This is a genomic window from Erwinia sp. S38, assembly GCF_016624545.1.
Classification (GTDB): domain Bacteria; phylum Pseudomonadota; class Gammaproteobacteria; order Enterobacterales; family Enterobacteriaceae; genus Erwinia; species Erwinia coffeiphila.
Genome location: NZ_JACVTS010000028.1, coordinates 57,086 through 82,418 on the forward strand (window position 1 = coordinate 57,086; position 25,333 = coordinate 82,418).

27 protein-coding genes and 6 pseudogenes are annotated in these 25,333 nt (G+C 49.2%); 24 read left to right on the forward strand and 9 right to left on the reverse strand.

Going from position 1 to position 25,333, the window contains the following annotated elements:
• Positions 1-835: 835 nt before the first annotated feature.
• Positions 836-2,047, reverse strand: coding sequence for a diguanylate phosphodiesterase (locus IBT46_RS23865; protein ID WP_200547668.1), 1,212 nt, complete (start codon positions 2,045-2,047; stop codon positions 836-838).
• Between the two features lie 1,335 nt (positions 2,048-3,382).
• On the opposite strand from IBT46_RS23865, the gene IBT46_RS23870 reads away from it, so the two are divergent.
• On the forward strand, positions 3,383-3,499 hold the full coding sequence (locus tag IBT46_RS23870) for a GrpB family protein (protein ID WP_234480274.1): 117 nt from the start codon (positions 3,383-3,385) through the stop codon (positions 3,497-3,499).
• Positions 3,480-3,617 (forward strand): annotated as a pseudogene (locus tag IBT46_RS27465) (phage integrase family protein); the annotation flags it as partial. The gene IBT46_RS23870 and the pseudogene IBT46_RS27465, both read left to right, overlap by 20 nt.
• A gap of 121 nt (positions 3,618-3,738) precedes the next feature.
• On the opposite strand, the gene IBT46_RS23875 reads toward IBT46_RS27465, so the two are convergent.
• The 5 genes and pseudogenes from IBT46_RS23875 to umuD all read right to left on the reverse strand — a co-directional run bounded on the left by IBT46_RS23875 (position 3,739) and on the right by umuD (position 7,798).
• Positions 3,739-4,065 carry a hypothetical protein gene (locus IBT46_RS23875; RefSeq protein WP_200547670.1) on the reverse strand — a complete coding sequence of 109 codons (327 nt, stop codon included), beginning with the start codon at positions 4,063-4,065 and terminating at the stop codon, positions 3,739-3,741.
• Between the two features lie 731 nt (positions 4,066-4,796).
• Entirely contained in the window at positions 4,797-5,087 is a 291-nt protein-coding gene (locus IBT46_RS23880) for a hypothetical protein (protein ID WP_200547671.1), read from the reverse strand.
• Positions 5,081-5,722, reverse strand: coding sequence for an AAA family ATPase (locus IBT46_RS23885; protein WP_200547672.1), 642 nt, complete (start codon positions 5,720-5,722; stop codon positions 5,081-5,083). The genes IBT46_RS23880 and IBT46_RS23885 overlap by 7 nt, the downstream gene beginning before the upstream one ends.
• A gap of 358 nt (positions 5,723-6,080) precedes the next feature.
• Positions 6,081-7,353: pseudogene (umuC, locus tag IBT46_RS23890) on the reverse strand (translesion error-prone DNA polymerase V subunit UmuC).
• Between the two features lie 4 nt (positions 7,354-7,357).
• The gene (umuD, locus tag IBT46_RS23895; protein WP_200547673.1) at positions 7,358-7,798 is read right to left on the reverse strand and encodes a translesion error-prone DNA polymerase V autoproteolytic subunit; all 441 of its coding nucleotides are present in this window, start codon (positions 7,796-7,798) and stop codon (positions 7,358-7,360) included.
• 298 nt (positions 7,799-8,096) lie between these two features.
• Here umuD and IBT46_RS23900 point away from each other — a divergent pair, with 298 nt between their 5' ends.
• The 11 genes and pseudogenes from IBT46_RS23900 to IBT46_RS23950 all read left to right on the forward strand — a co-directional run bounded on the left by IBT46_RS23900 (position 8,097) and on the right by IBT46_RS23950 (position 14,869).
• Positions 8,097-9,056 (forward strand): plasmid segregation protein ParM, encoded by a 960-nt coding sequence (locus IBT46_RS23900; protein WP_200547674.1) that lies wholly within the window; start codon positions 8,097-8,099, stop codon positions 9,054-9,056.
• Between the two features lie 4 nt (positions 9,057-9,060).
• Complete coding sequence (locus IBT46_RS23905) at positions 9,061-9,438, forward strand: plasmid partitioning/stability family protein (protein WP_200547675.1); 378 nt, start codon at positions 9,061-9,063, stop codon at positions 9,436-9,438.
• A gap of 57 nt (positions 9,439-9,495) precedes the next feature.
• Positions 9,496-9,795, forward strand: coding sequence for a hypothetical protein (locus tag IBT46_RS23910; RefSeq protein ID WP_200547676.1), 300 nt, complete (start codon positions 9,496-9,498; stop codon positions 9,793-9,795).
• Between the two features lie 500 nt (positions 9,796-10,295).
• Complete coding sequence (locus IBT46_RS23915) at positions 10,296-10,874, forward strand: RadC family protein (RefSeq protein WP_200547677.1); 579 nt, start codon at positions 10,296-10,298, stop codon at positions 10,872-10,874.
• A 100-nt stretch (positions 10,875-10,974) separates the two neighbouring features.
• A pseudogene (locus IBT46_RS23920) lies at positions 10,975-11,306 on the forward strand (type II toxin-antitoxin system RelE/ParE family toxin).
• Positions 11,303-11,593 carry a helix-turn-helix domain-containing protein gene (locus IBT46_RS23925; RefSeq protein WP_200547678.1) on the forward strand — a complete coding sequence of 97 codons (291 nt, stop codon included), beginning with the start codon at positions 11,303-11,305 and terminating at the stop codon, positions 11,591-11,593. Before IBT46_RS23920 ends, IBT46_RS23925 begins: the two are co-directional and overlap by 4 nt.
• A gap of 587 nt (positions 11,594-12,180) precedes the next feature.
• On the forward strand, positions 12,181-12,561 hold the full coding sequence (locus IBT46_RS23930) for a hypothetical protein (RefSeq protein ID WP_200547679.1): 381 nt from the start codon (positions 12,181-12,183) through the stop codon (positions 12,559-12,561).
• 127 nt (positions 12,562-12,688) lie between these two features.
• Complete coding sequence (locus tag IBT46_RS23935; protein WP_200547680.1) at positions 12,689-12,970, forward strand: type II toxin-antitoxin system RelE/ParE family toxin; 282 nt, start codon at positions 12,689-12,691, stop codon at positions 12,968-12,970.
• The gene (locus tag IBT46_RS23940) at positions 12,970-13,278 is read left to right on the forward strand and encodes a HigA family addiction module antitoxin (RefSeq protein WP_200547681.1); all 309 of its coding nucleotides are present in this window, start codon (positions 12,970-12,972) and stop codon (positions 13,276-13,278) included. Before IBT46_RS23935 ends, IBT46_RS23940 begins: the two co-directional genes overlap by 1 nt.
• Positions 13,279-13,801: 523 nt before the next feature.
• Positions 13,802-13,963 carry a hypothetical protein gene (locus IBT46_RS23945; RefSeq protein WP_200547682.1) on the forward strand — a complete coding sequence of 54 codons (162 nt, stop codon included), beginning with the start codon at positions 13,802-13,804 and terminating at the stop codon, positions 13,961-13,963.
• Positions 13,964-14,017: 54 nt separating this feature from the next.
• Entirely contained in the window at positions 14,018-14,869 is an 852-nt protein-coding gene (locus IBT46_RS23950) for an LPD29 domain-containing protein (protein ID WP_200547683.1), read from the forward strand.
• 125 nt (positions 14,870-14,994) lie between these two features.
• Here IBT46_RS23950 and IBT46_RS23955 read toward each other — a convergent pair.
• A pseudogene (locus IBT46_RS23955) lies at positions 14,995-15,354 on the reverse strand (lytic transglycosylase domain-containing protein); the annotation flags it as partial.
• Positions 15,355-15,366: 12 nt separating this feature from the next.
• A complete protein-coding gene (locus IBT46_RS23960; RefSeq protein ID WP_200547684.1) occupies positions 15,367-15,672 on the reverse strand; it encodes a hypothetical protein in 306 nt (101 codons plus the stop codon).
• A gap of 246 nt (positions 15,673-15,918) precedes the next feature.
• Here IBT46_RS23960 and IBT46_RS23965 point away from each other — a divergent pair, with 246 nt between their 5' ends.
• Complete coding sequence (locus IBT46_RS23965) at positions 15,919-16,320, forward strand: relaxosome protein TraM (protein ID WP_200547685.1); 402 nt, start codon at positions 15,919-15,921, stop codon at positions 16,318-16,320.
• Between the two features lie 1,195 nt (positions 16,321-17,515).
• A pseudogene (locus IBT46_RS23970) lies at positions 17,516-17,970 on the forward strand (transposase).
• Between the two features lie 75 nt (positions 17,971-18,045).
• Here the strand turns inward: IBT46_RS23970 and IBT46_RS23975 are convergent.
• The gene (locus IBT46_RS23975) at positions 18,046-19,068 is read right to left on the reverse strand and encodes a S66 peptidase family protein (protein ID WP_200547686.1); all 1,023 of its coding nucleotides are present in this window, start codon (positions 19,066-19,068) and stop codon (positions 18,046-18,048) included.
• Positions 19,069-19,370: 302 nt separating this feature from the next.
• Here IBT46_RS23975 and IBT46_RS23980 point away from each other — a divergent pair, with 302 nt between their 5' ends.
• From IBT46_RS23980 to IBT46_RS24020, 9 genes and pseudogenes are all read left to right on the forward strand, one after another.
• On the forward strand, positions 19,371-20,102 hold the full coding sequence (locus tag IBT46_RS23980; RefSeq protein WP_200547687.1) for a hypothetical protein: 732 nt from the start codon (positions 19,371-19,373) through the stop codon (positions 20,100-20,102).
• Positions 20,042-20,536, forward strand: a complete 495-nt coding sequence (locus tag IBT46_RS23985; RefSeq protein ID WP_370569521.1) for a conjugative transfer relaxase/helicase TraI domain-containing protein — start codon at positions 20,042-20,044, stop codon at positions 20,534-20,536. Before IBT46_RS23980 ends, IBT46_RS23985 begins: the two co-directional genes overlap by 61 nt.
• A 3-nt stretch (positions 20,537-20,539) precedes the next feature.
• On the forward strand, positions 20,540-20,977 hold the full coding sequence (locus tag IBT46_RS23990; RefSeq protein ID WP_200547689.1) for a hypothetical protein: 438 nt from the start codon (positions 20,540-20,542) through the stop codon (positions 20,975-20,977).
• Positions 20,916-21,200 (forward strand): annotated as a pseudogene (locus IBT46_RS23995) (DUF2726 domain-containing protein); the annotation flags it as partial. The gene IBT46_RS23990 and the pseudogene IBT46_RS23995, both read left to right, overlap by 62 nt.
• A gap of 322 nt (positions 21,201-21,522) precedes the next feature.
• Positions 21,523-21,786, forward strand: coding sequence for a replication regulatory protein RepA (gene repA / locus IBT46_RS24000; RefSeq protein WP_200547690.1), 264 nt, complete (start codon positions 21,523-21,525; stop codon positions 21,784-21,786).
• 225 nt (positions 21,787-22,011) lie between these two features.
• Positions 22,012-22,083 (forward strand): hypothetical protein, encoded by a 72-nt coding sequence (locus tag IBT46_RS27790; RefSeq protein WP_370569524.1) that lies wholly within the window; start codon positions 22,012-22,014, stop codon positions 22,081-22,083.
• The gene (locus IBT46_RS24010; RefSeq protein WP_200547691.1) at positions 22,076-23,119 is read left to right on the forward strand and encodes a Replication protein; all 1,044 of its coding nucleotides are present in this window, start codon (positions 22,076-22,078) and stop codon (positions 23,117-23,119) included. The genes IBT46_RS27790 and IBT46_RS24010 overlap by 8 nt, the downstream gene beginning before the upstream one ends.
• A 969-nt stretch (positions 23,120-24,088) precedes the next feature.
• Complete coding sequence (locus tag IBT46_RS24015; RefSeq protein ID WP_200547702.1) at positions 24,089-24,682, forward strand: DUF2913 family protein; 594 nt, start codon at positions 24,089-24,091, stop codon at positions 24,680-24,682.
• 122 nt (positions 24,683-24,804) lie between these two features.
• Positions 24,805-25,287 (forward strand): hypothetical protein, encoded by a 483-nt coding sequence (locus IBT46_RS24020; protein WP_200547692.1) that lies wholly within the window; start codon positions 24,805-24,807, stop codon positions 25,285-25,287.
• Positions 25,288-25,333 lie beyond the last annotated feature (46 nt).

Genomic DNA, 25,333 nt, shown 5'->3' on the forward strand with positions numbered 1-25,333 from the left:
CTGCCCCGTGGAGATGTGTACATTCATTCTGTAATCCAGAGGCTTTCAATCTCCAGGTTCTGCTGCATACCTGAAATGTATGTCTAAGCGGTGATCCAGTCATTGCAATGGTTGCATGATGCAACTGACCGGCTCACGCAGACTTTTACCAGTTTAAATCGTCGTAAAGCTGAATCCTTATTTCGGGCAGGAACTCTGCCACATACATGCTATTCCTAACGCTTCTTTTACACCTGGCCTAGAAGATTAGCGACCTGGAAGTACCCGAAATAAACTGGCTTAATCCGTCAGAAGACAGGAATGCCCGCCTCAGCAAGCCGTTCACTGAAATCATGCCGGTTGAGGGGGGCTTCAGGTGTCTTCTGCCGAACGTTCTGAAGACAGAACAGATGCAGGAAGCCATGGGAATCACATGTGAGGCCGCAGGTTACCAGTTATGATGTGCCTGCCGGCATTTTTTCCCTTTCAACCTGCGGTTATCCGGCCCAGGCAGGGAACTTACGCACAGCTGGCACCTGAATGCCGTCACTTTTTAACGGCAGTATATGGCAGCTCCTGCATCCGGGGGGCATTAACGCTAACCACAGCTTATGTACCGTATCCTGGTGTTTAGTAGCAATTAACCCAGCTGGCCGGCCAGCGCAGATCTACTGTGAGTTTCGACAGGTTAATTCGGGATGAATCCCTGAGTGATCACTGGTTCAGAGATATTCTTCATACCCGTAAGATAATTAATGCCTTCTGGCAGGATTAAAGCCCTAAAATAAGCACTCCTCTATCCTGTCAATTGGGGTATTTTGCTTTCTTTTTTTATTACGTCTGGATCTTAATCAGGTCATCGCATGAGTGGCCAGCGTATGATGCCAGTGTCATTGAGGCTTGGACGGGAAAACAAGAATCCCTGAAAAAGATGGATACCTGTGGATTCAAGCCAGTACCATTCCTCCATCAGCTCGACCCCCTCGGCGACAAGCGTTATCCCGAGTTCATCACAACATTGAGCAATCGATCGCACGATTGCTTGTTTTACTCCGCTCAGATGTATGTCCTCAATCAAAGCTCTGTCTATCTTAATTTTGTCTGGCTGGAACTTTGTAAGGAGTGCAAGTCCTGAAAAACCGGCGCCAAAATCATCAATGGCAAGGCCAATACCGGCAACCCGAAGTTCTTTCAACGCCTGATGAAAAACATCCTGATCAGTAATTGCCTCGGTCTCAGTGACTTCAACTATGATCTGTTCTGGTCTGAGTCCTGCATCGCTGATTTGTTGAATAAGAATATTTACAGCCCCCGGGATCGAATAAAGTACTCCGGGTAGCAAATTCACTGATAATTTCTCATTATGTTTCAGCAGCTGTTTTGCCAGTTTAAATGCATAGAATTTTGTTTCAATATCGAAAAGATAAAGCCTGTCAGCGGGTATAGACTGAAACATTTTAAATGGCGATCCTCCTGAAGGGCTTCTGATAAGAGCTTCATAGGAAGAAATCTTTCCAGTGAGTGCATCGATGATAGGTTGCAGGGCAAACTGACAGGGTTGTTCCGGGACAGGAGCAGGCCATGAGGATATTTCAAAGTTTTCTCTGCCTTCAAGATACCAGGAAGATGGATTAAACTCTGGCGAAGTTATATGTAACCCAATCCCGCCAAGAAATTTTCTCGTAAGCCTCATTATTCTGTCATCCTGAAGATAGTTTCCTTTAAAATGACTGAAGTTGAGTATGTCCTTGATTATAGACTCTTCAGTATGACTTGAAACATCGAACAGACGCATTCCTGTATCCTGAAATCTTCTGTAAGCGGAGTAATCCTGCATAAGTAATACTACAGAGCTATGCCGCTGGTCAGTTGCTATTCGATTGAAGAGTGCATTGACAACAGCATCCTCTCCCTCAAGTACCTGAAAAAATTCAGTACCATCAAATAGTAAAATCCCCGTAATACTGCTAGCCCTATTTTTGTCAAGAGCATGCTGGACAAGTTTGTGCACATTTTCCTGTCCTGTCTCAGGACTCACCCTACTACGGTATATCAATGTGGTCAGCATACATTAACTCCACTCATGATTTAACCCAAATTGATATATTAAAAACAGCGCATTTCAAATTTTCTGAGGTAGCAATGTTTCTAAAACGAGTATAATAATTTAGTTATAAATTTTTTAAGTTACTCATATCTTATTTCTCAAATCAAACCTTTGTCAAATATATAATTTTCTATTAAATTTTAAAAAAATTCAATAATTCCAGCGCAACTATTCCTGATTGATTAACAAGTTCCAGTTCGCCTGACACGTTTTTTTGTTGCTTAGTTAGATATTAAAACCAGTACCAGGATTTTGCTTAGATCGCGTCCGATAGCTGAACTATGGCGGTATCCCACTGATTTGATGCGCCTTTGGCAGTCCCCGCAGGCGTAACCAGGTCCAAATTAATTGTTGGTAATTTTTACATTTTTATCAGTTGCACCTGCATTAAGAAACTTCTTGAAAAATTATCTCATGAGCCCTGAGGTTCTGCTGATTAATCATCAGAGAAATTTATAATTACATCTCAACCCTGAACGTAGTGGTAAGGATAACTTATTTTGACTTTGGTGGTTGGAAATCCGTGTCTCTACGGCATTATCACGTGGCTAAAAATAACCTATTGCCAGTGACCGCAACTTAATCAGGTTACTTCATGGAGTAAAAAATAACCCGGTTGCATTCCCCTCTGTATCTTCATGGTGCGAGTTATGAAGTATTTCTGAAATCAGCAGGCCTCAAGCGGGTTTAACCCTTTGTACAGCGGAACTGATATCGTACAAGCAGAAAAATATCTGGTTCCAGCAAATATCCTGCAAACCTGCATGTACATCTGTTCTTCACTGACAAAGTGGGGCCAATGTACTGTAATATTTCAACAAAGATTTTACGTCATAGTAACTTGAGGATAAGCAAAATGATTCTGGAAAAACTCAGACTGTTTGAATGCAGTCTTCACGGCGACAGGCGTTACGACAGAGAGTGGCTTGAGCAGCTTCTACATCCTGAATTTCGGGAGATAACCCGATCAGGCGTTATGGTTGATCGTTCATAGACTATCAGTTCGCTGTTAAGCGAGAAAAAAGACTTACCTCTTTTAAGCAGCGAGTTTCGGCTTACTGAAATGGGGAGAGGTTGCTTCATGCTTCACTACCGGACGTGTTGTGTTGACGGCAGTTGCCCTGCATGGCGTTCCTCGTGCTGGCTTTGTTCAGAAGAAGGACTCTGGACTCTGTTTTTTCACCAGGGTACACCAGCGGGAGATATTGCGCAGGTTTGTAGGTAAAATAATCAGTCAGAGAGGATGTTTATATGCGGAAAATTATTGTTGTGCCATACGATCATAGATGGCCTGAGATGTTTGAAGCTGAAAGTTCACTGATAAAGATATTGCTCGGTGGAGTGGCTAGAGATATACATCACATCGGAAGTACGTCAGTTCTTTGCATCTCGGCAGAGTCTGCTCGGCCATAAGAGCACAAAATCAACAGAGGTCTATATGTGGGTGTTTTCGCTGGATGTGGCCGCCCGTCATCAGGTAGGGCTTCATATGTATGGGACTGATGCAGTCGCCATGATTCGGAACCGTTAAGGTAACAACGAGTCCGGCTAATTTCCTGGTCTGCCGTGTTATTTAGTATGCCAATACTGCCGCCATCTTAATACTTTTCCCTCCTCGCTCTGCTGCGGTACGCTCAGTATTAAAATGGTGCTCAGTTTCCTTTAAGGTTGAGGAGCGCAGGCAGACCTGAGTCCATTAATTCCTCTTCTGGAGATGATTGTTCTGGTCGCTTCAAAGTTTGATCCCCGCCGCTGGGCATCGGGAAGCCGTTACGTTCTGTAATCTCTTCTGGGACTCTTATTTGTCTAATAACATACGAGAAAAGTCTCATCACTGCGGCTGCGGCGTAAAATTTAGCATCCGACCGCTCGGGCCAGAGCAATACTGAACAAACCAGATGATTATACAAATCAGTCAGGATGATGCTGCGGATGTTCTTTATCAGTATGGCCTGCGAATCGGCTGAAAAGTCCATCATTTAACAGCTGATTACGCTGGCGCAGCACTGGCCGGGGTAGTCCTGACCGTTGTTGTGGGTATTGGCCTGACAAGGTGGAAAAGCACGCTGGACCTCAGCAATGAATACGACGTCAGCGGTCTGACCTCTGCTATATCAGTACACAACTGATTTTTGTCCTGGAAGAGTTTGCTATGCGGTGTGCTGATGTGGCTGCTGATAAAGGCAGCCATATCAGCAGGCGCGCCCGAATGAGCAGGTTTTACTCGAGGCGGTTTATCCTGTACCGTCTCTCAGCTTCAGCAGTGTTGATGGCAACTGGAAGTCACTGGACGGTCTGGTCATGCTAAGAACGCTTGAACTGCCGGTATTGCTGCAGGATGCAATTACCACCCGTGCCAACAGAAACGCTAATCTGAATCCTGGCCTTGATTGCAAACAAATTTTCCGCAGCCGACAGAAGATGTTCACGCCAGTCGGATTGCGTGCTACCTCTGTAGCAAGCAGACTCAGAAGGGAATGTGGTTTTCCTGAGTCGCCTCAGTCATGCGCAGATTGATCAGCCTGGGCTGTGCCAGTGAAGGTTTGCAGGAGATCGGTAAAAGAGATGGTCAAGTATCAGTCAGCAGAAAATGATGAGATATAGTCTACGAGCATAATGAAGTCAGCAGTATTAGGCTGAAGTTATAGGGAAATAAAAGTAATACTTCATGTTTATTACTTGTGAAGTATTACTTGTTAAGTGTTAATTATTATTTATTGATTTTTAAATACTTCTCCAATGCTGCCCTAATCAGGGCACTCACGTTTTTTGGTTCAATGCCATTGCGCTTATTACTGAGTGCCGTGTCTTCGCACTGGCGAAGCAGCGCTTCAGGTAGCGATATGCTGGTTCTTGCCAGTTTCTCTAACGGTTCTTCCTGACGTTTTTCATCACCATAAGGTTTGTCGGCCAGCTGGCTGGCCAGCCGGTCAGCCTGGTCTTCAGTCACCGCATCAGCTGCACGCAGACTTCTGTTTTTATCACTGGGTTTTTTTAACATCCGAACACCTCATTCAGCAGCGCGAGCACTTCTTCCCTTGCTTTCAGGTTATCTGTCTCAAGTACAGATTTACCCTGCGACATCACGTCCCTGTAAACCTTTCGGTAACAGCCGACGGAGGAAAGAGGTGTAATAGTTTCAAACTCGGTCACGAACTCCAGGAATTCATGGCGTTCATTTCCCTGCAGCAGTGGGTTAGTCGTCGCCATCGTCTGGTAGCAAAATACCTTTAACTCAGAGTTCAGATCACGGATCGCTTCAATTTGCAGGCGCAGCTCTTCCATCGTGTCGAGGTCCAACTGTGAACACTGATGAGGGGCAATTATCTGATGCGCAACCGTCCCGCCAGTGATCAGTTCGCGGCTGTTACGGCCAGCCACGTCTACGATGACGTGTTCATACTTTTCATCAAGATTACGCAGTGTGGCGGAAATATTATCTCTTTTTTCTATCAGGGTGATGCGCGGTTCCAGATCAGAGTCTTCCCTCTCAGCATACCATCTAGAAGCTGAACGCTGTGCATCAGCGTCAACCAGGCATACGTCTCCGCCACGCATTGCCAGTCCAACAGCAACATTGATGGCGGTAGTTGTTTTTGCAGCACCACCTTTGTTACACCCAATAATTGTAATCATTTCAGCACCATAGGGTTGTTTGGTTGTGGGTTTTTTATTCTATATACTCATCATAACTCACGCTTCATACGTAGTAAATATTATGTAATAAGTATTACCATGATAAGTATGAAGTAGTAAGTATGAAATATTGGGTATGAAGTGTTAGGTATGAAGTGTTAGGTATGAAGTGTTAGGTATGGAGTGTTAGGTATGGAGTGTTAGGTATGGAGTGTTAGGTGTGAAGTGTTAGGTGTGAAGTGTTAGGTGTGAAGTGTTAGGTGTGAAGTGGTAAGTATGAGGTATTAAATGTTACTGAGTATGGTTTTTAACTGATGCAGGGTGTCTTCTGTGAGGCATGTCGCTGCTGTAAAGGTGTTTATAGCTTTGCTATCGGTATGTCTTTCCATCGGGTTGTCCAGGATGGCGAGAGCATATCTCGCTTCATCTGCCATTCTGGTCTGATACCCTGGCCTGCAAACCATACGTTCCCCAGCGCTGACCTGTTAATGTTGTCCATGACTTTCATCAGCTGAGCGCTGCAGGGCCGTGGACGGCTTTCGTCAAACAGGCCCAGCTGGGCCTGATCGCTGGTACTGAAGTCGTTCAACATTATCCCGGCTTTAGCGTAGCGATGACCCGGACGCCAGACTTTATCCAGGCCTCTGACCGCAGCGGCGATCACGTCCCGGGTATCCTGTGTAGCCAGCACAAGCTGCTCGCCCGCAGCATTGGCATAATTAGGATTCATGCGGGCTGAATGGGGAAGTCTTGATAAACACGGAGACATGCCGGCAAAACTGCCTTTCCCCACGCAGCTTCTCCGCTGCGCGCTCTGCGTATCTGCAGACCGCCTGGCGCAGCTCGTCATAGGTTTCAATACGTGCACCAAAGCTGCGGCTGCTGACGATTTGCTGCTTGGCCGGTGGGTTCTCTTCAAGTCCGATACATGCCTCACCACGCAGTTCACGCACGGTACGCTCCAGAACGACACTGAAATTCCTCCGTATAAAACGGGTGTCCGCGCGTGACAGATCAAGTGCAGTCACAATACCCATTGTGGCTAGCTTTTTACTGATCCGGCGGCCACATCCTCAGACTTCCTCTACTGGCTGCAGCGAGAGCAGCTTTTCTCTACGTCGGGGATTATCTGGCGTCAGTGCCAGTACACCGCCGAACTGAGGCCATTCCTTTGACGCCCATTGCGCTGATTTTGCTGAAGTTTTTAAAATTCCTATGCCAACACCAACGGTCAGGCCGGTGTGCGCAAAGACGGTCTTTCTGACCTGCTTACCAAAGTCTTCAAAATTCATACAGCTGTCGATTCGGTTTATGTCCAGGAAACACTCATCAATCGAGTAAAGTTCTGTGCGGGGGGCAAGACTTTCCAGCACATTCATCACACGCGCTGACATGCTGGCGTACAGCTCATAATTACTGGAAAAGGAGTAGATCCTGTCCGGGAAGGACTGCTCTTTCAGCTGAAACCAGGGTACACCCATTTTTATGCCGAGCCGCTTCGCGGCTGCACTACGTGCGATCACGCAGTCGTCATTGTTGCTCAATATAATCAATGGCTTACCTTTAAAGGCGGGGCGGAAAACCTGCTAGCAGGAAGCATAAAAACTGTTCACATCGGCAAGAGCGAACAAAACATCACCTCCGCGTCGAATGGACGAAATGCATCACCACGTCGAAAATTTCCAGTGCGTCAGGATCGGGATAAATCGGCGAAAAGGCGGCGTTCATAGGTTTCAGGGCAAGCCGGGGTCTGAGTTGCAGCCGCTTGACGGTAAACTCCCCATCCACTGCCGCTATCACAATATCGCCGTGTTCCGGTGTGATGGATTTATTGATGGATTTATCGACAACAAGTAGTTCACCATCCCTCAAGCCCGCGTCATTCATGCTGTTGCCGGAGGCTCGCAGAAAGTAAGTAGCAGAAGGGTGTCTGATGCAGTATGAGTTCAGGTCCAGTTCTGCTTCCATATAGCCCTGCGCGGGGCTGGGGAACCCTGCAGGGACACTCTCTGCATACAATGGCAGTGACACGTTAAGTGGAGTTGCCGTGGCTGAATGAATGACAAAGTCGCGCATGGGTTACCTGTGGTTGCTGTTTATATATACAGTTGTTTAGTGTAAGCCCGCCGCTGGATAGCACAACTGTTTCCCGCAGCATTTACCCTTCTGGACCTGTCTGCTTAATTAATAATTCTCTGAAAAATCTCTTTTTTTTCTCATTTTTGTCTCGTTGTGTGATTTTTAAATCCCAGGTGTCCACGATTTAACTTTATTTTTCTCTAACTTTTCTCTATTATTTCTCTTGTTCTCATATTTTTCTCTTTTAAATCTCATTTGCGTTCCATTTTGTTCTCAGACAAGCTAAGGTGCAGGTATGAAAATTTTTGTAGATGACGGTTCCACTAACGTAAAAATGAAGTGGTCAGATGCCGAAGGTAATGAACAGACTCTTCTGAGTCCTAACAGCTTTAAGCGGCAGTGGTCCGTTCCCTTCGGTGCTCAGCCGGTTTATAACTATGTGATCAACGGGGAACAGTTCTCATATGATCCTGTTACGCCGGATGCGGTTATCACGACGAACATCGCCTGGCAGTACAGTGATGTTAATGTTGTGGCAGTACATCACGCTCTTCTCCTGACCGGGTTAAAACCCGCAGAGGTGGATATCACGGTTACGCTGCCCCTGAGCGAATACTACGACCGCCAGAACCAGCCAAATGCAGAGGCGATAGAACGCAAGAAGCAAAGCCTTATGAGGCCGGTGGAACTTAATGGCGGGGAGACGTTCACCGTCAAAAGTGTGGAAGTCATGCCGGAGTCGATCCCTGCAGGTTTCAGTATTCTGAACGACCTCGATCCGCTCGAATCACTGCTGATAGTGGACCTGGGCGGAACAACGCTTGATATCTCTCAGGTGATGGGAAAGATGTCCGGGATTTCGCGTATTTTCGGGGATTCTTCGGTCGGCGTGAGCATGATGACAGTGGCCGTTAAAGACGCCCTGAAAATAGCCCGGACGTCAGGAAGCAGTTACCTGGCGGATGATATTATTATTCACCGCCACGATCGTGATTACCTGTCACGCAGGGTGAACGATGTAACCCGAATGGCTGACATTCTGGAGACGCTGGAAAGCTCTGAGAAACTTCTGACCCGCCGGGTGCTGGATGTGGTCAGTACCTTCAGTGGATACACTCATGTGCTGGTTATCGGCGGTGGCAGTGAAATTATCGCGGATGCACTGCGTGTTCACTGCAACCTGAGAAACGAGCGTTTTTACAAATCATCGACGTCCCAGTTTGACCTGGTAAACGGGATGTTCGCAATCGGATAAGCAGATGGATACTCGTCGCAAAATTCTTTTTTATATTAATCCCGCTAACAGCCAGGCCGATCAGTTTGCCAGCCTGGCGCTTGACTCCGTAGTTCAGGGGGAGCGGGGCCGGTTACAGCGCGCATCGATGCTGGCCGGTCTTGCTTTGCACAAAATCGATCCGCGCCTGCCGTTTCTGCTCAGTGAGTTGCTGACTGAAACCACGACAGAGGACGAGATTATGCAGGTCATATCCGTTCTGTTACCAAAGGGTATCCATAAGCCAGATACGCCGGCTCAGGAAACGCAGATACCGGCTCAGGATGTACCGAAGCCAGTAGTGGAGAGCGCGGACGAGGATGAAACCCGCCGGAATGCGAAGGCCATGTTCAGGCCTGGTTAACGGATTGTATAAAATAGAATTTATCTGATTTTCGTTATTGCATGACAGGAGAAGAACATGGACACAGATAAGTTGTGCGCTGTGCTGATACTACCTGCAGCTATAGTGTTTGGCTTTGCCGTGGCCGATATCCTTGAAGTGGGTCAGGCTGAAAAGAGTCCTCAGAAACATGTAGGCGAACTGAAAGAAATAAGGATTGTTTCCGGCGAGAAAAATCAGATTACCCTCGAAAATGGGATGGTTTACCTGGTTAAAGGGGAGATCAGCCAGTACCAGCCCGGTGATGAGGTTTCTGTTCCGGTTGATAATCCGGATAAGTACGTTTGTCTGCGAACCGGTTGCATGCGTCTTTTTTAAATCCTTCCTGAATTGTCTGTCACGGGGAATGAATGTTCCCCTGCAACAGATCTGTATGTACCACGTTTTCCGGGTATTTCAGTAATACGAACTCACTGACCCCCTCCGGCTTCCCGGCGAAGCCCTACTACGCTAACCGGCAGAGCCGGTAAGCTCCGCCGAACCCCGTAAACGGGTTTCGGGCCTGCCGGCTGGGGTCTGAAGGCGAACGTCCAAGGCTCTGCAGCTGGCTGGCGCCAGCGCGTTTCACTGGGCACATAAAGACGTGGCCGCTGAGGGGCACGCTGTGGCGTGCAGGTGTGTTCCTGCTCATCTCCGCTGCCGTGGCCATGTTCCGGCTAGTCCGGCGCGGAGGGCTGGTCGTAACACCCCCGGTCAGCTGCTGCAAGGGGGAAATGCACGCTGCGCGCCCCTGCAGCACCCGCCCGGCGTTGCTCCTTTGCCCTCTGCCGCGACGAACTCACCGAAACATGAAGATAACCACTGAAAGGAGAACCAGCATGAACACACACAACGTCAACACCGCCGCTTCTGAATCTTCCAAAACATGGGTGGAAAATCAAAACAATCAGAACCTGCTTTCTTCATTACTTATCCGCGATGATGCGGGTAATTACGCTATGGCATCCCATTCGCAGATCCTCTCAGAAGCAGCGAAAGTTATCGATCTTCGCTATCCGTCGGGTACCGCATTTACAAAGAATGAGGTGGCTGAAGAGTTTTTCAGGGCCAAACTGGCGGGAAGCGAGCGTGAAGTCTTTGCCGTGGCATTCCTCAACAACCAGAACGAGTTAATCGCATATCGCGAACTCTTCCTCGGCAGCATCAACACGACCTGTATTTATCCACGCGAAGTGATGCGTGCTGCTATGACGTTTAACGCGGCAGCCCTGATCCTTGCTCACAATCACCCGTCTTTTTATCAGGAAGCTTCTAGGCAGGATCTTGAGGTTACGCGAAAGATTGTTGATGTGATGAATGCGGTTGATGTGATGAATGCGGTTGATGTGAGGGTACTGGATCATATCATCGTCGCCGGTAACACCTGCGTATCGATGGACTCCCGGGGGCTGATGTGATCTTTCCGCCGGGTTATCAGCGCTGCCGGGTCGATACCTGGTAGCTTTAACCGGGCGGACGTACTATAATTATACGTAATTTCGTATGTGCGGATATGTAATGAGAAAAAAACTCAGCTTCATCGATACCAGTCTGGATGATCTTCGCGCCTTTCCTCACGATATGCGTACAGAGATGGGGTATCAGCTGGACAGGGTGCAGCAGGGAATGGACCCTGATGACTGGAAACCATTTACCACCGTTGGTGCTGGCGTGCGGGAAATCCGGGTAAAAGACCAGAATGGGATCTACCGCGCGATGTATGTTGCGAAGTTTGAAGAAGCTGTGTATGTCCTCCACTGTTTCCAGAAAAATCACAGGCGACCAGTCAGCATGATGTGCAACTGGCCAGAAAACGTTTTAAGGAACTGACTCGGGAGCGGGATAAATGAAAATTCATGATTTCGAAAACGTATGGGATGCGATCAGTGATACCCACGAAGAAGCGGAAAATATGAAAATCCGCTCTCAGCTGATGACCATCATTAATGCCTGGATTGCTCGCCACGGGTTGAGCCAGGAGGAAGCCGCCAGAGCGCTCGGTGTGACTCAGCCGCGTATTTCAGAACTGGCACGGGGCAAAATCGCCCTTTTCAGCGTAGACAGACTGATCACTATGCTGGCTAATGCGGGTCTGCATATCGTTAATATTGAGATCAGTGAAGCTGCGGCCGCCTGATCAGGTGTCTGCTCCGTGCGTGAAATCCGGTACGGAGCGGGCAAAGCGGGCGGGCCTGCGGCCCGGGGGTGAACAGTGCTGACGCACTGTTTTTCCCCCTTCGCCTGCGCTTCTTCTTCCTCTCTCTGCCGTCTTCTCTTCTCATTCTGTTATGCCGGCTCTCGCTTTTGCGTTTTCCGTTAAGCAGCTGCAGCAGCTTAACGTCCTTCAGAACCGTAAACCACAGTATGGCCCCCTGCGGCTCCCCGGCGTTGCCGGCTCGTCAGCCCCACTATGCTAACCGGCTGTGCCGGTAAGCTCCGCCGAACCCTTGCGGGTTTCGGGCCTGCCGGCTGGGGTCTGATGGCGAACGTCCAGGGCGTGCAGCTGGCTGGCGCCAGCGCGTTCACTGGCCACAAAAGGACGTGGCCGCTGAGGGGCACGCTGTGGCGTGCGGGTGTGTTCCTGCTCATCTCCGCTGCCGTGGCCATGTTCCGGCAAGTCCGGCGCGGAGGGCTGGTCGCAGCACCCCCGGACGGGTGCTCCTTTGCCCTTTACCGCGACGAACTCACCGAAACATGAAGATAACCACTGAGAGGAAAACCAGCATGAACACACATAACGTCAACACCGCCGCTTCTGAATCTTCCAAAACATGGGTGGGACAGATCAACATCCGTAACCTTTCCCCTCGGCTGGCAGAAGAAATGCGTTTTCTGGCGTCACTCTGTGATAAAGAAGAACGCATGTTACACATTGAACGACTGGAACTGATTGACGGTGCCGCACTTCACATCGCTGACCTGGTGTGCGATTCAGTCACTGACTGGTCAGTACCACATCCGTTAATTCCGTCCGCTGTTGTAGCTGCCTGGCTTCTGGCCAAAAAAATGGTGACCTCTGCGTTTGAAGAAGGAGGAGAGGCTGAGTGGGATAGTATCGAGAAGTCTCTGTGCGCGGACCTCATTATGGGGTACTACCATCCCTGACTCTGTGCGGGCAGGTATGCAATAAAGCTACCTGCCTGATATCCGGGAAATGGCATACCCATTGAAAGTGTTTCCCGTTGAGAAACGTATGGTATAATGTTCCTCAGAAGGAAACAGGAGGCAGTACGTGATAAAAAGCTGGAAGCATAAAGGGCTTCAGAAACTGTTTGAGAAAGGCGACGCCAGCGGCGTTCAGGCTCAGGACGTGGATCGTATCCGGCTGCGCCTGCTGGCGATCGATGAGGCCGTGTCGATCGATGATTTTCGTCTCTATCCTGGTTTCCGGTTTCATCCACTCAAGGGTGACAGGAAAAATATCTATTCGATCACCATCCGGGCAAACTGGCGTATCACATTTGAATTTACGGATGGCGATGCCTGGATACTCAATCTGGAGGACTATCACTGATGTCAATGTTTAATCCCCCGCATCCGGGCGGGCTGATTACAGAATACCTGGAAGACTACAATGTCTCGCTGCGTTCTCTGGCGAAAAGTCTCGGTGTTTCACCCGCTGCGTTAAGTAAACTGGCGGCAGGAAAGACGTCTGTCAGCGCGGAGATGGCGGTACGCCTGGAGGCCGGTCTGGGTATTTCAGCGAGGCTCTGGCTGGCGATGCAGGCAGCCTGTGATCTTAATAAAGCGCGGGAAGTCACGGATGTATCCCATGTTGTGCTTCATCCGGGGCAGGGACCGGATCTGGCCGCTAAAGTCTGATGCCGGGCCTTTAAAGGATTTCGTTTATCCCCACCTGGTCTAGGCGGGTTTACGTCCGGCTGGTAACTGCCGCATGCCGTTCCGTCACCGGATAAAGGCAGCGCTGACGCGCAGCTCTGCTCCGTTCGCGTGAGATTATTTCTGTGTGACTGCATCATCTTTACTGTACTGCTTTTACTTCCTCTTCCTCTCCTGCTGTTTATCTCCTTTCTCCCGTCATGCAGCTGCTGCAGCTGAACGTCCTTCAAAACCGTAAACCACAGTATGGCCCCCTCCGGCTCCCCGGCGTAGCCGGCTCGTCAGTCCCCATTGCGCTAACCGGCTGTCCCTGAATGTAACCTCACTCAAACGCATAACGTCAAGCGCAGGCAGTGAATCGGCGCTTTACGATACCGGGATAAATTCGCCTGAGCGTTACATCATCAGCCGCAGCGGCACCATCCATAAACGGCTGGGTAACCTCTTTACTGCGGCAGCCATTCACCGGCGAATGGTGCTCGAGATCCTTACCAGGAATAACACTGTGTTCATGGAAAAACTGCACGAAGCACTGGCGGCCGGGCTGGATCTGTATGTCGCATCGTCGGTTGCAAAGGGGCACATCCCACTGGAGAAGGCTCTGCATCCGGACCGCAATTTTTATGACACATCAGCGCACCCAAAAGACTGTGATATTCCGTTCTGAATAACAGACGGCCCGGTCGGGCCGTTTTATTAAAATTAAAGGAGGGCATTAATAATGAAAAACACTCAGAAAAAGCCTCTGGTAGTCGGCCAGGTTATCAGTACGAATCTCTATAATAAAGGCCGTGGGGCTGTTTTCGCGATTGAGGGTGAACAAAATCCGGAAACAGTCGGTTCCGTCAAAAGAATAATGACGCGTGGCGGAAATGCTAAATTTGATATTGCATTCTTTAATGGCAGCATTTCCCGAAGTCTCCCTGAAAGCATTCTTCACGGTGTGCAGTGGTCTGTGACAGATGAGGTCATATCCGGGAATGAACTGGAGCAGCTGGTATCACACTGCCTTCAGGTAGAAGACAATAAGCGTAAGCAGATTGACAGAGCTAAGGTGATTTTTGAAAACCTTTGTCTTCAGCTGAAAACAGATAAACGATACAGTCATCTTACACAGGAACAGTCCGGCGCGAATCAGGTTACAAAAAACATCAGAAAAGAACTTAAATCACAGTTCCCCGGCGTGAAATTTTCAGTGCGTAAAAATCATTATGACAGCATCACGGTTTCCTGGACTGACGGGCACACTGAGGAAAACGTTAAATCCGTTACTGAAAAATACAGAGACAGCTTTTTTGATTCGTCACAGGATATGTCCGTCTCCTGTCGTTCTGCTTTCAATGTGGTTTACGGCGGCGTGGGGTATATTTCTCTGAAAAGGGAGTTTACCGATGCAATCCTCGATAAAGCACTGTCGGAGATTCATAAGAAATACGGTGCAGAATTTGAAGGGGTTAAAATTGATAAAGAGAATTACAAATTAGGCGCACTGTACAGAACGGGGCAGGCGCTTTTCTGGCACAGTCAGGGTTTTGACGGCGAGATAAGACGAGTTATGGAGGTTACGGAGTGATTTATAAAAGGAGCCGCAAGGCTCCTTTATCGCCTTCTGTTTTTATCCGGCATCGAACCGGATAAAAGCTGAAACGGTTCCAGAGATCGCAGAGCTGTCAGAAGAAAACTAAACCATTCAGACAGTCAGTTTCTCTCAATGACCTTTCGCGGAATTTTTCCAGCCCTGATATCTTTGTAGTGGCCATCGATGAGCATCGCATAGCGGTAACGATTCCTGATGGTAATCTCCCTGTTCTTAACACCTGCATTATACATTCCGACAGCAAGCCACCCGGCTCCGTACTGATTGAAATTTCTTCTCAGCACCATTGCACCGACATAAATGTTGAGGCAGGGATCGGCCCGCATTTTTTCCGGGGTGAGTGCCGGGCATTCTTTCCTGAAGTTTCTGAGCGTGGCGTCATTGATTTGCATGATGCCGTAATCGGTACTGGTTATTTTACCTTTCGCGTCCCGGTTATAATTGATGGCCTTCGGATTGTAGCGGGATTCCTGCTAGGCGATAGCGCGCAGATAGTCGGGATAGATTGAGTACCACTGGCCAGCCTTAATAAAACAGTCAGCAAGAGATTTTGATATATTGAGTCCTGACGCCAGCAGGGCGATTGCAAGAATAATAGATCGCATAAGGCCACCGGTTTTTAAAGGGAAAGGGACGAGATACAAAACTATAATATCACGATGTCGATATTTTGACACACCACTCGCAAAATAAATTTTGCCTGTAAAGCCTTTAGAATCAGATGCATGAAAAAAACAGGTTGTTTTCTGTACAATTGAGAGTTGCCAGATGGCATTCATGTGGTGGCCAGATGGTTGCTTTCCGGGGGCTTTTTGGCATGTATATAAATTTCAGTAGTTTAAATGATTATTGAGCACCTGAGCTACCGGTAAAATGCCTACTGGATGCTTGTGTGGGGCCACAAGGCTGCCATGTGGTTGCCAGATGGTGGCCAGATGTGGCGGAATTCAGCTACCAAGAGGAGAGGGAACCCTAAGTGCCGGAGCATGCTCTTCATCGATAATGCGGAAAAAAGGTAATTAAATATGATTGATAATGAAATGTCTAAAAGAAACAGGGTTTACCTTACCGTGCCTTACTCATTGCTTGAGAAAGTTGATATGCATGTTGAGAAGAGACTGGAAGATGGTGAGTCACGAGATGTAGCTAACCGTTCATCATTCGTTATGGAAATGTTTAAGCTGGGTTTGAGAGTATATGAAAATAAAATCAACAAGGATGAATCAGAGAGAACTCTGGATGACAAACTTGAGCTGATTGCTAAAAATGTCCTAATAAATGGCTTTATGACAGATGCTATATTTGGGATAACAAAAGAAGTGATTGATAAATCTTTAGTTGTCAGGAATGCCAGTCTTTTGGAACCAGACTGGCCAAAAGAAATGAAACAAATGGTAGCGGGAAAACTTCTAGAATACTTTAAGTAATTGAAGGGGGCAGTACGTAAGCCTCCTAGCTCACTGTTTTCTTCAGTGTTGAATTTTATTTTTATTCTGATTTTTTCTCTGATTTCGTCAGTTTATTTTTCAAGTGACTTGCGAATATACCTGCGCAGTGTCAGTGCATTAATGCCGTAGTACGTATATGTCTGCTTTCTGGTATGACCGCCGATCACAACAGCATTGACTGCCTGATCTCTGACGCGTTTTTAAAGAAAGTGCTGGCTGTCATGTTTCATCCGTCTTCATTCACTATCAGAATTGTCCTTGAATTCCCTTTATGCATCCTTAATATACTGGATGTTTACACCAATACTTTCAGCCGTTTCTTCTGTTGTTTACCCATTACCCTGATTCTGACAGTTTTTTAAAAACGACTTGGGAATTGAATTTTGTGAGGGGTTGTCGATATATTTAATCAGTGCTCTGGCTGTTATCTTGTCCTTTTTAAGGATGTCTTTTCTCAGCGCACCCTGAGAAAGCTTTATTTTTATATTTTTAATATCCTGCGATGACGGTTTTCTTCTCTCATTTTTTCAGGAGGTTGATTTTTTTCTTTTCTTCACTTTCCTGATAGCGTGATAAACCTGAGAATGACTGATCTTGCAAGTTTCACTAATTTCTTTCAGCGCTTTTCACGGATTTTCGCTGTAGAGGTTTGATATTAATTTCCAATGCCTTTGTCTGAATTCCATTGCAGATATCCCTGTCTTGTGGAAGACGGCCTTATAAAAAAGATTCCGAGCGCGACTGTTCGGTGGATATGTCACCAACAGGCCAGTCCTGATAAAAATGCGACATGATTATTTAGCATTGCTGTATTTTTTTAGCATTCTTCGGAGAGGAGTCATCGCCTGATGGCTTTTCATGTTCTACATTCTCTTCAGCTACCCCAAGTAAAAAAATAATTTTTCGTATTTTGAAAAAAACTGACTGAGCTTTATTTACCGTTGCTGAGGATTTTTTGAATAATCGGAAATCATGCTGTTCGGGAAGAAATATTTTGGTAGATGATGCTTTTGACTTATACGATAATAATCCCGATGATGGCTTTAACCTACTGGTTTTAAGTTGCGGAAGATCGGTGCTTTTGAAGGGCCGTATTATAATATACCCGTGATCATTGAAAATGCTTGATTTCATGCTGTCAGGGTTTTGTTTAATAAATCGAACTTTTGTTTAGTTGAAGGATCAGATCACGCATCCTCCCGACAACACAGACCTTTCAGTGGCAAAGAAAAAGTTCAGAATTACAAACTGGCCCACCTACAACAAAGCCCTTATCAACCGTGGCTCCCTTACTTTCTGGCTGGATGATGACGTTATTCAGGCCTGGTATGAATCAGCAACGTCTTCACCACGGGGAAGGCCTCAGCGCTATTCTGACCTTGCCATCACCACTGTCCTGGTGATTAAACGCGTATTCCGGCTGACCGGGAGTAATGCGCGGTGGAAATGGACAACAGATTACAACCGTCGTTCGATAGCGGAAACGGCGATGTACAGGGTAAAACAGCTGTTCGGCGGTTCACTGACGCTGCGGGATTATGATGGACAGGTTGCGGAGGCTCTGGCCATGGTACGTGCTCTGAAAAAATGACGAAGTCAGGTATGCCAGAAAGTGTGCGTATCGCCTGAAAACCCAACCCGCTGCAGAGATGCTCGCCCTGAATCTGATTTATTCAACAAAGCCTCAATTAGGTTCAAAATAGTTCAGCTCAAATATTTCCCTGTTATTGCGACAGTACACTTTTCGAAATCAATGCTTAATGGAATACCCAGAGGTAAAGTAAGCATTGGATGTGTATGACAACAGTCAAACCCGTCTATGAGCGGTAAAGGCTTATTTCCCAAAACTTCCTGTAAAACCTCTGCAGGCTGACGTCCGGTATTTGAGCTATCAAAAAGCTCATGTTTTCCTAAAATTATTGCGCTCACTTTATCCAGTATGCCGTTAAGTTTTAACATAGAGAAAGAGCGTTCCACTGTAGCAATATCCTTCAGGCTGTCTTCTATGAACAAGATATCGCCTTCCTGGATTTCAGGCATCCATTGACTGCCCATAATTCCTGAAAGCGTGTTTAAGTTACCACCTATCACTCGCCCTTCAATGATGCCGGCGCCTAAAAATCGACAGTTGTTCTCGTAAAGTATTTTAGGTCTGACTGGTTCAGCGTTGTCCCAGTTCAGACGTTCATCAGTCCATTTTTGTGGCAGACGATAATGATAGGGGCCTGAACGAGGCTGCATCAGTAGTTCGCAGAACGACTGGTAGGTCTCATTAACTAAAGGAGGAAATTCACCAAATGAAGCAACCAGTGCGGGTCCGTAAAATGTAACCAGCCCTGTTCTGGCGTAGATACCTGCAAGCAGTGCAGTAGCATCAGAGTAGCCGATGATTATTTTTGGATTTTCACGAAGCGTTTGATAGTCAAGATATGGCAAAAGTGAGTTGCTGTTACTTCCACCGATAGTAGACATAATACAGCTTACTTCAGGGTCGCGAATGAGCGCATTAAGCTCGTCTGCTCTCTCTTTAATAGTCCCTGAGCGATAGTAATCTGACAGTCCGGTGAGATTACCTGCCTTCAGTATGAACCCTTTTTTTTCAAGGAAGGATTTAGCGCGATTAAAGCGGTTAGGTGCCGTCATGGTTACGGGAGATGATGGTGAAAAGAAACCAATCGTATCACCAGTACTTAATGGAGGAGCGAGCAGCGTCTGCTTTGAATTCATATTTCCTTATCCTCAACTTAGGGGCATTGATACATCCACACGTAGATAAAATTCGAGCTAGCACTACCAATATTTTGATTGCTTACAAACCGTATCATTCGTTGACCTAGCGCTCGAGGCAATAAAAAGAAGCACTTACTGCTCGTAACACTTTTCTCCGCCTTTCTCAATGTCCACTCCTCGCTCAAAGCTGCCTGTCACCGTGATCGATCGCCCTTACCGCGGCCTGGAAGTACAAAAAATGGCCTTAACGTACAATAATTTTCGATATCCAAACTGACCCCTTTAAGGACAAGCTGGTCATGAGCAACAGTCGCGGAGAGAAGGTACATGTAAATCCTGACGCACCACTGTATGCCGACTACGGGTATACGGAATCGTTCGGTGCAACCCGCCGCGCGCAGGGGAGCGTTATCGCCGTACTGAACGGGAGGGACGTCAGTGACGCCACAGTCAACATGCTGAAACGAAGTGGTGACAACGTCACAGCCTTTACGAGTCTTGATGAACACACCATGACGAAACGTCTTGAGGAAAACAAGCCACTGGTCACCATCACCGACAGCCTGAAATCACTGAGCGGTAAGGATGATCTGACAGATGCGCTGCGGGAACTGGGCGCGCGTAAAATGTCACTCAATGAAAGGGGGGGCAGGCTGGCAATAGAAAAGGTGACAGGAACCAGTGTGACCTTCAGTGAAACAGCAGTTCGTGCTGAGATAGCCACCGATAACGTTATTCTGGCGCAAGACCTTTCCCATCATATCGCGCTGCTACAGAACCGGGGAGAAATCATCCCGCTGAGTCCGGAACAGGGTGCTGCCGGTTTGTTTATTTCCCGCGATAACTTCGATAATGAGCTGAGCATTCTTCGTCATGTGGCGGAAGGGAAAAATGCGGTCAGCCCGCTTATACCGGGAGGACTTACCGCAGAACACTCCGGCAGGCTGCCGGAGACGGTAACCGGGTCGTATTGCAGCGCGGTGAAAAACACGGGGAAATACTGGAGGCTGAAGACATCAGGCAGGCGCTGACGCTGATGGAAGCCAATCCCGACAGCCCGGTGGTCCTGACCACCGGACGTACAGAGGAGAGTGAAAGCCGTGCGCCGGAGACAGCGGCCGCATCGGCGGGCGAGGAGCTGCAGGTGAAGGATGAAGAAGCACTGGAAAAGGCCATCCGTAATGCGCTGGGCAAAGAAGAGGTTCAGGAAAGCGATGAACAGCGGAGTGCAGATGAGCGCGAAGGACTGACGGACAGTGATGACGGAGAGAAAGACCGTCACGGACTGAAAGACATTGCAGAACGCGAGCTGGAAGAAAGCAGGCTGGCACGGTACGGGCAGGATAAAACGGATGACGTTCTGCATGACCGTGATTTCCGCAATGATGAGGTGAATATCGTGCGACACGGACGGGTTCATGCCGAACCGGAACCGAAACCTGCACCACAGAAAACGCTGGAGTAATCAATGGGTCTGTTTCTTGTTATGGCCACCGCGGTGGTGGCCCTGCTGATACTGTATTTCGTACGGCCTGAACGGAGTGATGAAGGAAGTCTGCTGAGGCGGTGGAGCCGGGATAACTCCGGTGATACCGACAGTTTGACTGACAGTATCATATCAGAGCACATCCTGCGTTTTACCTGTGAACACGGCCTGTCGGAAAGCGAAAGCAGACTGCTGCAGGGGATGCGCACCAGACCGGCAATGATGCCGGTGACATTACTCCTGCATCCGGGGCTGGTGCAGCGTGAAGGAAAACGGTTTGTCAGGAGTGTCCGGCAGAACACGTTGATCGGAGCGCTGGTGACTGTTGCCGTGATATTCCCGCCGGTTAGCCCCCGCAGTACGTCCCCGCAGCCGCACATGGTGGAAACTGTTCAGCCTGGTGTCGAAGTGGCACTGTGATGTGGTGATCGTGGACCGTGCAACGTTTGAAGTTGTCGCCGCCGTGGAGCTGGACGACCGTTCTCATCTCAAACCGGCCCGTCGCCGGCGCGATATTCTGCTTAAGGAAGTGATGCGTCAGGCAGATATTCCCCTTCTGCAGAGCTATGGCCGGGAAGAGCTGCAGGAACAGATCCTGAGTTTTCTATCATCCCGGCACACAACGGCACCCGCTCCGTTGTAAAAAAGGGCGGAGCAGACACCCTACCGCCCTCTGGTTGGCGGGTCGGGGATCTGCAGGGATTAAAATCCCGACAGTTCCCCGACCTGATACTTAAATGTCTTTTTTCAGTATTAACTATATGAAAAATTTGATGATCTGGAAATGCTCTTCCGGGCACACTATTAAACTCTCAGACAGATAACGTCCCGGTTCAGACCGGAGCTGCACATATCTTCAGACCACGCGCCAACGTGCGTCTCACTTCAAATCCAGGACAGTCGCCGAACATCCAAAACTGTAGTATCCTTCGGAAATGACGAAACAATTTTCTGAAGGAGACGGTATGTCGCAGGCATCAGACACAGAACCTTCTTCAACAGCCAAACGGCTTTACCGTAAAGGTAATCCCCTCTCAGCGGCTGAAAAGCAGCGGCTTTCTGTTGCACGAAAAAAAGATACTCACAAAGAATTGTGCGTTTTTATTCACAACGCGCATAAAGAGGGTTTTCAAAAACTCTGCGAAGAGCACGGTGTAACTCAGGCTCGGATGGTTGAAAGACTTATTGAAGCAGAACTGGCTAAGAAAGCTGATCCCCTCAAAAAGTAATGGAATGACATTCTTGCCAGATTCAGGTGTGAATGATAGATTGCAAGGCGTTAAGACATTCTGGCGGGCCACGCCGAAAGATGGCAGGGACTGAAGTAACTGGCTGACAGGCTTCAGAAAAGCAAAAACCCCGATAATCTTCTCATTTCTTGGCGGAGACGAAAGATTAACGGGGTCCTATAAATCCACATAGAACTGTTGTCCTATGTGGAGGAGTATAGTGCCATGCAAAGGAAAACTCAATACCTGCAACGGCCACTCCTTCTGCGCAACATAAGTGCAGGGGGCTGTGCCTGAATCATCAGCACCAAATCATCAGTATGTATACCGTCCGTCCCGCCGTGGAGAGGCTAACCGTCTTCGCCGTGGCACATCAAAAACACACCGTCACCTGACGCCAGTTTTTACCGGCAGCGTACCGCGCGGAACCGCATCAAAAGTGGTGGCCTGTTTCCGTCAGCATGACTGGTGCCGTAACAGCGATCTGATCGCGCTGCGCCGCACAGGCTACACGCCGTATGGTCGCATTTTCGATCCGTCCTTCCGCCCGAAACCGATGCGCATCACGCCGCGTTCTGAAAGCCGTGAAGCGCTGACCGCGCTGTCGCTGGTACTCGCGGCCAACAGTGATTACAGCCCTGACAGCGACTACATGTTTGAAGTCATGCTTCCCCTGGAAGAAATCGCCAGGCGCATGAACGCGCTGCATGTGTACGAGAGCGGACGGAAGGCGTATGACGTGGCCCTTCATGCGCTGCGGGTGCTGGAAGAACTGGACTATGTCGTTGTGCACCGCGACAGGGATACGGACTCCGGCCAGAACAAACCCGTGCGTATATTCCTGACCGAGCGCTGCTTTACGTCGCGTGGTATCGCCGTGGAAGATATCCGGCAGTGGCTGCACAAATACCGCCAGTGGGCGGTGACAAAAGGTGTCGCGCAGTCACAGCGGGAAAAGTACGAACGCCATCTGTTACGCATGGCGCGGCTGGGCATGGATATTGATAAACACCATTCGCTGAAAAACCGCCTGCGGCAGATAAAACGCTGGGTGGTCAGTCCTGAACTCCGTGCTGAACGTCGCCAGCTGGAGAACGACCTGGGCGCTCAGCTCGATCGTCACAGCGCAAACCTGGTGCAGCTGCGCGCGGCAAAGCGTGATAACACGCCTAACCGTACCGGCTGGATGCGCTGGGTGGCCAGTGGCCAGTGTACGACCGCGCAGCAGCTGCATGCAGAGCATGCGGTGAAGGCACTGCATCCACAGCTGCATCTCTCCGACCCGGAACGCTATTACGCGCTGCTGCTTGAGCAGGCCGGCATACCTCTCTGATACAGGCTCTTTAAATTAACCGCGTATATCGCGGTTTCTGTGCTGGTTTTTTGCCGTAACAGGCTGCCCGGCAGGGACGTTCACGCCTTTTTCCTGCCATCAGTCCCGTATCCGGTGCGCATTTTCCTGATGACCGCCCGGCGGCCGCTTCTGAACGGTGGTTATTCATGCAGTTAAATTCGAAGGAGATATTCCTCACCAGATTAACTTCGAAGTGACTGTTCATCATGGGTTTAACTTCGAACGACTCTGTCTGGAATTGCTTAATTTCGAACGTTACTTCTGAACCAAACATGCCCTTTAAAAAGGGAGTATTCGGAGCAGCTCAACGCTGCATCCGGGATAGCTCCTTTCACTGCGTTCAAGGCAAAAACCGTGCTCCCGAAAAACATCAGAGCCAGTTGCAGGAAACATATTAAGCACGTACCCGCACCAGGTGCGGAGCAGAAGGATTAGTTACAACACTCAAATCCGGAGCCTCAACATCACGACGGAGCGAAACATCAGCGCCGTGCCTCTGTGTTGCCCGCCGGTTTTCCCCGCCCGGGGCCAACGGCCCCGGACAGGAAAAACAGACGGATGCTGTAACTAAAGTGCGTTACCCCCTGTAAGCGGCCGCCATGCGCCCGCTAACACTGCGGAAAAGATTTCCCGGCGAGCTGAAGCTCACCGCCAAATCACCGCAGTTCGAAGGTAAATAATCACAGAGTCGCTGCCGGGCCGGTCGGGTCTGACAGGGAAGGGGCCGGATTGCGGTATATTCGGGCCTGCAACCGCCTCCGGCGGGCTGACGGCGCCAGGTGGCATCAGTGTTGTCCTCAACGGTTTATGGCGCCTCCATGCCGCTGGCGCGGCATTCACAGCGTGGCTGCGCACTGCTCGCCACCCTTCAGCCATAAGGGTGTTCATCTGCCCGGTTCCTGTTTACAATCGCTGCCAGGCTCTCCGGATAACTGAAAGGACGAACAACTGGATAACAGAAACCTCAACGTCAGCCACCTTGCCTGGTGCGGACTTGTGGCACTTCAGAACGCCCGTAATGACGGGCAGGTCAGTTCACCGGCGCAGGAAAACCTCTTCCTGGTGCGCTGGCTGGCGCTGGCCGAAAAACAGCGGCGATTTCACCGTGAATTCGCAGAGGATATCCGCTGGCTGCTCAAAACGGGAAGGAACAAGGGTGTACATGCCGACCTGCCGGGCAAGCTGAACTATCTGTGGCGCGCCGGCAGCGGCAGCCTGAAAGAGCAGAATGACCTGTTCCGGCTGCAGCATGCCCTGCAGGCGGTAAAGCTGACGGGATGGGTGTACAGGGTTCTGTCAGTGTCAGAATGGAGCGGACGCAACAGAGTACGTCTGAATCCTTGCGTGTCGGGTATGTACCTGAACAAGGCTGCCCTCGATAACGGATTTGATGAGACAGGCACGCAGCGCTCCCCGCTGCCGGTGCGTATCACCGGTAACCTCGCCGGTCTGGATGAGCTGCTGAAGCAGTCGGGCTGGCGTCGTGAGCCTGTGGCCGGTGACGACGCGCAGCTGCACCATCTGCTGGCCAGTCAGATGTGAGATTTCGTTCAGACAGGTGCCAGACACTGTTTAATCTCTCCGGGTCTATTTCCCCGGAGCTGGCGGCGATAATCTCTTAATGCTAATGTACGCATACATTAGCATTAAGAGGAATTCGACTTATGCGGAATGAAACGAAAAAGGCCATGCACATGTTTCTCGGCGGCAGATGTTATACAGCAGAAAACCTCGAAAGGGATTATCTGGCAGAAGTGGCCGGGTACAGTAACGACCTGTGGGAAGCTCCGCAGCGTGCTGCGCGTCTGGCGGCGGCGGTAAAGCGCTACAAGACATCAGAAATGCTGCGTTTTATTTTTGCCACGATCGCATACGACCCCGACCCGGACTTAACCCCGCTGGCCGTGAAGCGGCTATGTAATGCCCTGTTCGGCAGAACGGGTAGTCAGTGGCTGGTTGTGGAAATTTTCGGTGAGAAGGGGCGGCTGAGGCGCAGCGACGACAGCAGCCCGGAAGCCGTGGAAAAAATGGCCGCCAGATACCGCCGTTCGGCCGGAGAACACTGGTCGGCAACGCTGGCCGAAATTGAACGGGTAAAGCGGCTTTATCAGGCGGGAACTAAAGCATCCAGAAAAGAAGGGGGCTAAATAGCTGATCCTAATACCGCTACACTTTTGCGAGACCATGTCGGCC

Excerpts from the sequence above, each read along its gene's own strand:
- IBT46_RS23865 (WP_200547668.1), bottom strand. The coding sequence starts at position 2,047 with ATGCTGACCACATTGATATACCGTAGTAGGGTGAGTCCTGAGACAGGA.
- IBT46_RS23870 (WP_234480274.1), top strand. The coding sequence starts at position 3,383 with ATGTTTGAAGCTGAAAGTTCACTGATAAAGATATTGCTCGGTGGAGTG.
- IBT46_RS23875 (WP_200547670.1), bottom strand. The coding sequence starts at position 4,065 with ATGATGGACTTTTCAGCCGATTCGCAGGCCATACTGATAAAGAACATC.
- IBT46_RS23880 (WP_200547671.1), bottom strand. The coding sequence starts at position 5,087 with ATGTTAAAAAAACCCAGTGATAAAAACAGAAGTCTGCGTGCAGCTGAT.
- IBT46_RS23885 (WP_200547672.1), bottom strand. The coding sequence starts at position 5,722 with ATGATTACAATTATTGGGTGTAACAAAGGTGGTGCTGCAAAAACAACT.
- umuD (WP_200547673.1), bottom strand. The coding sequence starts at position 7,798 with ATGCGCGACTTTGTCATTCATTCAGCCACGGCAACTCCACTTAACGTG.
- IBT46_RS23900 (WP_200547674.1), top strand. The coding sequence starts at position 8,097 with ATGAAAATTTTTGTAGATGACGGTTCCACTAACGTAAAAATGAAGTGG.
- IBT46_RS23905 (WP_200547675.1), top strand. The coding sequence starts at position 9,061 with ATGGATACTCGTCGCAAAATTCTTTTTTATATTAATCCCGCTAACAGC.
- IBT46_RS23910 (WP_200547676.1), top strand. The coding sequence starts at position 9,496 with ATGGACACAGATAAGTTGTGCGCTGTGCTGATACTACCTGCAGCTATA.
- IBT46_RS23915 (WP_200547677.1), top strand. The coding sequence starts at position 10,296 with ATGAACACACACAACGTCAACACCGCCGCTTCTGAATCTTCCAAAACA.
- IBT46_RS23925 (WP_200547678.1), top strand. The coding sequence starts at position 11,303 with ATGAAAATTCATGATTTCGAAAACGTATGGGATGCGATCAGTGATACC.
- IBT46_RS23930 (WP_200547679.1), top strand. The coding sequence starts at position 12,181 with ATGAACACACATAACGTCAACACCGCCGCTTCTGAATCTTCCAAAACA.
- IBT46_RS23940 (WP_200547681.1), top strand. The coding sequence starts at position 12,970 with ATGTCAATGTTTAATCCCCCGCATCCGGGCGGGCTGATTACAGAATAC.
- IBT46_RS23950 (WP_200547683.1), top strand. The coding sequence starts at position 14,018 with ATGAAAAACACTCAGAAAAAGCCTCTGGTAGTCGGCCAGGTTATCAGT.
- IBT46_RS23960 (WP_200547684.1), bottom strand. The coding sequence starts at position 15,672 with ATGAATGCCATCTGGCAACTCTCAATTGTACAGAAAACAACCTGTTTT.
- IBT46_RS23965 (WP_200547685.1), top strand. The coding sequence starts at position 15,919 with ATGATTGATAATGAAATGTCTAAAAGAAACAGGGTTTACCTTACCGTG.
- IBT46_RS23975 (WP_200547686.1), bottom strand. The coding sequence starts at position 19,068 with ATGAATTCAAAGCAGACGCTGCTCGCTCCTCCATTAAGTACTGGTGAT.
- IBT46_RS23980 (WP_200547687.1), top strand. The coding sequence starts at position 19,371 with ATGAGCAACAGTCGCGGAGAGAAGGTACATGTAAATCCTGACGCACCA.
- IBT46_RS23990 (WP_200547689.1), top strand. The coding sequence starts at position 20,540 with ATGGGTCTGTTTCTTGTTATGGCCACCGCGGTGGTGGCCCTGCTGATA.
- repA (WP_200547690.1), top strand. The coding sequence starts at position 21,523 with ATGTCGCAGGCATCAGACACAGAACCTTCTTCAACAGCCAAACGGCTT.
- IBT46_RS24020 (WP_200547692.1), top strand. The coding sequence starts at position 24,805 with ATGCGGAATGAAACGAAAAAGGCCATGCACATGTTTCTCGGCGGCAGA.